Origin of the sequence: Mesorhizobium sp. M00.F.Ca.ET.216.01.1.1 (assembly GCF_004010325.2) — a bacterium.
Lineage (GTDB): Bacteria > Pseudomonadota > Alphaproteobacteria > Rhizobiales > Rhizobiaceae > Mesorhizobium.
On record NZ_SADR02000063.1, the window covers coordinates 1 to 5,375 of the forward strand.

Genomic DNA, 5,375 nt, shown 5'->3' on the forward strand with positions numbered 1-5,375 from the left:
GTCCGCCACTTCGCCCTGAACCTCGTGCGATCAATCGACGACAAGCGAAGCATCAAGCTGCGCCGAAAGCGCGCTGCAAGAAACAACAAATACCTCGAACAGATCCTCCAACCTTCAATCCGTTAACTCGGATTCAAAGCCGTGGGCACTTTCCGAGCTTGATTTCCGGCCATTTTCGCGCCATTGATTTATCAAATGCTCAGGAAATTGGCCAAGATCTGCACCCTCGGGAGCCCCATCCGAGCCACTTAGGGCGAGGTCGCGTCGACCTTAATCAAGACGCTTCGGTGCGAGTGGATCCACGGCTTCATCGCCGACTTCTTCAACACAATCGGTGGAACTTAGACGTTCGAGCCTGACTGCCGGATCGGCTTGGCCGCGCCAAAACCCGTCAAATAGTTCGAAAACTGGCTAGCTCGTTTCATTGGCGGCTGATGCCCGCTGGGCCAGTGGCCCCCTTAGGGTCACCAAAGGTGGCTATTTGAGCAAACTAGCCGACGCAGGTCCGTAGCAGTACTTGCGCAAGAGATCATCGATTCAGGGTAGCGGCATCGGCTTGTCACTGAGTGTGCGCAAGTACGCGATCAGGTTGACCCGTTCGGTCTCGTCCGAGACACCAGGAATCTCCATCTTAACGCCCGGCGTGGTGAGCATAGGCCCGAAGAGATATCTGTTCAGGTCCTCGTACGTCCACACGCCTTCCCAGCCGAGCAAAGCGTCGGAGTAACGCATTTTTGCCATAGATGCCTTATCGCGGCCGACGACGCTCCACAAGTTCGGTCCCGTTTTGTTCCCTCCCAGTGGCTCGGCATTGTGGCAACGGTCACACGCGCGGGTGAAGTAGGTCCGGCCTTTCTCGACATCGGCAGAAGCCAACTTCATCGAGATCGGGGCTGGTGTTGGCAAGACGACGCCGTGCGACATGAGATAGTCGGCAACTTCGCGTTGCCCCTTGCGTTTTGCCAGATGGAGTGGTGTCTTGCCGTCCATTGTCTTCGCGTTCACGTCGGCGCCGGCCTCGACCAGTGCCTTCACGCAGTCGAGACAACCGAGAATGACGGCGACATGAAGGGCGGATTCGCTGCCATTGTCGGAATTTGGATCTGCGTCCCGTTCCAGCAACAGATTTAACAGATCGATCTTGCCTTCCCCGATAGCCGCCATCAGCGGGGGACCCAAAATCGTCTGGGCGTTGACGTCCGCACCACGTTCTATGAGCAGTTTTGCCGCTTCGATGTGGCCCATCCAGACCGCAAAATAGAGCGGCGTTGCGTTTCCATCACTCTCATCTACGTCGGCACCTGCGTCGAGCGCTGCCGTGATCGCCGCGACATCGCCCTTCATGGCGGCGTCGTGGATGGCGGCGGCATGCGATACAATCGGGATGTGTACAAGCAGTAGTGGAATGAAGAGCAAGAACACGCGCATTTGCCATCTCCCAAGGCAAGCCCGAGGACGCGGCACGATTTCAAGACGGCAAAGTCTACCTCAAAATCCCTGATCGTGACAACGCCCGTCGATGGCTCAATGAATGGGGGCAGCCCTTGAAAGAATGAAAGTTTTCAGGAAGATCGGCCATGTCCTTACTGGCCGTCTGGTAACGGGCCGTAAGGTCACCATCAGGGTCAACTTGCGCGGTCGCGCAAGTGACCGTGGATGACTGGAATGGGCAGCGAGCGGCGCGACCGAATTTGCCACAGTTGCGCACCTTGCCGATGTCGATCCCGGCAGCGACGCGCAGATATTTACATTAACGTGGGAGAAGGAGAGAGACTTTGACACGAGGTTCGAAAAAGCAACGCAAATACAGCTGATTAGTTACGACGTAGGTACCCTCGCAGATATGGTATTGGTCGTCTGGCGATTCCTGTACGCGGCTCCGTGGGATGTTTAAGTTATGCGGCAAGTAAATGTAACCTCCGTCGATACTGGACTGCACCGAAGATCGAGGTACGGCGTGGCAATCAGAACCACCGCAACAGTTGAATCTCGCCTGTGGGTCAATCTTGTCTTGGTACCAATCATGGGCGTTAGTCGATGTTGAGGCGGCGATACACACTGCCGTGAAAATGAACCTTCGCATGGCATTCCTCAAGTATTTGGCAGCCGCTGATCGTTCGAGCGTCTATGTATATTAGCGTTGCCGCTGAGCTTCTCTCGCGTCCGGTCATGGATTTCCGTGAACTCCGGCGTCAGATTCCCGTCCCAAATCAGCCATCTCATACAGCCGGCCGTATTTCGATCTCGCTCGGTCCCAACCCGTGGCGCGTTTGCGCCATGAGTTGCCGTTCGGCGTAAGCATCCGAATGGCGGAGTTGGTGCGAAGCCGACATTGGTAGCCGGCCATGGGTGAGTCCTCGATGCAACGTGTCCCAGATTGCGGTTGGGCGGCGGTTTAGGATGGTCCACGCGTGTCGCGCCGAATGACTGGCACGAAGAGGTACTTCACGGTGCGTTCGTGCATCAGCAACAGCGCCTTCGACGTGTCCATATCGGGGGTCGCCGCCGGTCGCGTACAGAGATAGAAGTCGTCGCTGGTGCTCAGGATGATGCGAGGGTCGCCTTCGCTAACCTGCTCCCTGAGGCTGGTGACATAGAAACCGGCGGGGTTGGGACGGACATCGTCCCTTGAGGCGACCTCGTTGACATGGTCAGAGCCGCAGAATCTCGCGATACGGGAATCCGCTTTTGCAGCCGTTTGCCCTGCCAAAAGAAGAGCGAGAGCGATGATGAGCTTGGTGCGATTCATGTCGTCCTCCTTTCCAATCCGGTGCTGTCAGGATCGCTTGGAAGCGAAGGCCGAATTGGCTAAACTAGGAAGCGCGCCAGGAGGGTGAAATGTCCCGAAAGGCTCCTGAAATTGACCCGAAATCTGCCGAAATGATCTCGGTCGACGGTTTTGTCTTCCTGACGAAAAGCAAAGAACTCCGAACCGTCGAAGGCAAAGCGGTCAATCTTCGCAGCCAGTCCGCCGAGGTGCTCTCCGTACTCGCGGCGCGACCGGACGAAATCGTGTCCAAGGATGCGCTGATGCAGGCGGTTTGGCCCGATACCTTCGTGACCGACGACAGCCTCACTCAATGCATTGCCGATATTCGCCGCGCGTTGGGGGACGACGCGCACGTGATCGTGGAAACCGTCCCAAAGAGAGGCTACCGACTGAATGCCGATCCATCGGACGCGGCGGACCCAAACGCCGCAGCCGGCACGGAACGAGCCAAGACACGATTCTCGCAGCGCGGCTTCATTCTTGCTGCAATCGTTCTCGTGGCGGCAGCGATCGGCGCATACTACGGCGCGGAAATATGGCGAGCCGCTCCGGTTCCTTCGAGCGACATGCCGAGGATTGCGATCCTTCCCTTCGACGACATGAGTACCGGCGCGGACAAGGGATATCTCAGCGATACCGTCGCCGAGGGGATCATCACCGAGCTATCGCGGAGCAAGACTTATGCCGTCATCGCCCGGAACTCGAGCTTCAGGTACCGCGACCAGCCGACTGACACCAGGCAGATCGGAGATGAACTCGGCGTCGACTACCTGCTCGAAGGCAGCCAGCAGAAGATCGGAGACCGGCTGAAAGTGACCGCCCAGTTACTGAATGCGCATGACGGATCGCATGTCTGGGCCAACAGCTACAACCGTGAGATTGGCGATTTTTTCGTCGTCCAGGAGGAGATCATCCGCACGCTTGCGGATCGGGTCGGGCAGAGAATCCAGCGCCCGCTGCCAAGGAGCGACGCCGCGCAGGTCAGCGCGCTCCGCTATTTCCTGATGGGGAGGGCCGAGATCGAAAAGGACTTCTCTGCCGAGAGGAACGAGCTGCTACGGCAGCTGAACCTGAAGGCGATCGAAGTGGATCCGAACTCCCAGTTCGGCTATATCGGGCTGGCCTGGTCCTATCGCCATGACGCGGTATTCTGGCACAAGCAGGAAAATAACCCCGACGAGGCGTTGAAGCGGGCCGCCGAATACGCCGACAAGGCCATCCTGCTCGCTCCTGATGACGCTGAAGCGCATAACGTGCGCGCCAGCATCCACACCGAAGCCGGAGAGATGGAGGAGGCCATTGCGCAGTACGATCAGGCGATCGCCCTGAATCCCAGCGACTCGAATTTCCTCGTCATGAGTGCGGGCGTGCTGCTGCTTGTTGGCCGCACGGACGAAGCGATCGATCGGATCGAGCAGGCCAAGGGCATCGATCCTTTCTGCCCCGACTGGTTCCACTGGCAGATGGGCTGGGCGCTCTATGAAAAGAACGATTGCGGGGCTGCGCTGACGGCGATGCGGAAAATGTCCAGAATTCCGAGCGGCGCACACCGAATGCTTGCGGGGATCTACGCTTGTCTGGGAAACAAGCGGGAGGCAAAGGAAGCGCTTGTGGTTTTCCTCAAAGACTCGCCCGGCGACTCCATCAGCAAACAACGCAGGCAGTGGGAGAAGATGTACACCGCCCCCGGAAGCCTCGAGCGCTGGATCGAACACATGCGGTTCGCGGGCTTGCCGGAGTGACGGCTGACCATAGCGACCCGGCCGAAGCCAATTGGCCGCTAAAAAACCGTTGAAGCCTTTGTGTTGTGAGTGCTGGTTGCCTCAAAGTGGCATCAAGTCGGCAATGGGCCCGCCTTGCGCCATAGTGCGCTCGCCCCCGAACTTCTGGAGCGGGTCACGACTGCTGGTTCCGGCCAATGTCGGTTTTCAAGAAAAGAATTCCGCTCCGGGAGGTCGCGTTTGGGTCAGAGAACGAACCCGCTCGCGCGGGAGGGCGCGGGGTTCGAGCTTGCAGTTTGTGTCAGCAGCGCTGGTGAGGTTGTGATCGATCAGGGGTGACGGACGGCCATCGGCCTCCGAGCATGAAGTGTCAACCTTCAGCTTGAGAGGAGCATCCGATGACCGTCCCTACGCATCCATCCGGCAGCGCACTTCGCGAGCGCATGATCGAAGACATGTCCATGCGCGGCTTCACCGAGGATACGCGCCGAGACTATATCCGTTGCGTGAAGGCGTTTGCAGCCTTCATCGGGCGCTCGCCTGATACCGCGACGGCTGAGGATCTGCGGCGTTTCCAATTGCACCAGACCGAGAGCGGCATGCGGCCGCCGGGGATCAACAGCTCGGTCTCGGCGCTGCGCTTCTTCTTCACCGTGACGATCAGTTGCAACAAGCATGATTGCCTCCACAAAGTTAATTTGACCAGCAACCCCACTTTGCCACAGCGTGGGTCGCTATCCCTCTCTCGTCATGGGATCTTCCTGCTCCACGTGCTGCCCAAAGGCTTCCATCGCATCCGCCACTATGGGCTACTCGCCAGTGCGCACGCCAAGGCCAACATTGCGCGCGCTCGCGAACTTCTCGCCGCGCCGCAGCCCAAGGCC

The 5,375-nt window shown here is 58.5% G+C and carries 3 protein-coding genes and 2 pseudogenes; 3 read left to right on the forward strand and 2 right to left on the reverse strand.

What is annotated here, in order from left to right; all coding sequences use genetic code 11:
- Positions 1–537: 537 nt before the first annotated feature.
- A complete protein-coding gene (locus EN859_RS34925; protein ID WP_127857161.1) occupies positions 538–1,428 on the reverse strand; it encodes an ankyrin repeat domain-containing protein in 891 nt (296 codons plus the stop codon).
- A 967-nt stretch (positions 1,429–2,395) separates the two neighbouring features.
- On the reverse strand, positions 2,396–2,749 hold the full coding sequence (locus EN859_RS34930; protein ID WP_127857160.1) for a hypothetical protein: 354 nt from the start codon (positions 2,747–2,749) through the stop codon (positions 2,396–2,398).
- Positions 2,750–2,838: 89 nt separating this feature from the next.
- Between EN859_RS34930 and EN859_RS34935 the strand changes: the two genes are divergently transcribed.
- The 3 genes and pseudogenes from EN859_RS34935 to EN859_RS34945 form a co-directional block, all read left to right on the forward strand.
- Positions 2,839–4,512 (forward strand): winged helix-turn-helix domain-containing protein, encoded by a 1,674-nt coding sequence (locus EN859_RS34935; protein ID WP_127857159.1) that lies wholly within the window; start codon positions 2,839–2,841, stop codon positions 4,510–4,512.
- Between the two features lie 422 nt (positions 4,513–4,934).
- A pseudogene (locus EN859_RS40010) lies at positions 4,935–5,132 on the forward strand (phage integrase N-terminal SAM-like domain-containing protein); the annotation flags it as partial.
- A 117-nt stretch (positions 5,133–5,249) separates the two neighbouring features.
- Positions 5,250–5,375: pseudogene (locus tag EN859_RS34945) on the forward strand (transposase); the annotation flags it as partial.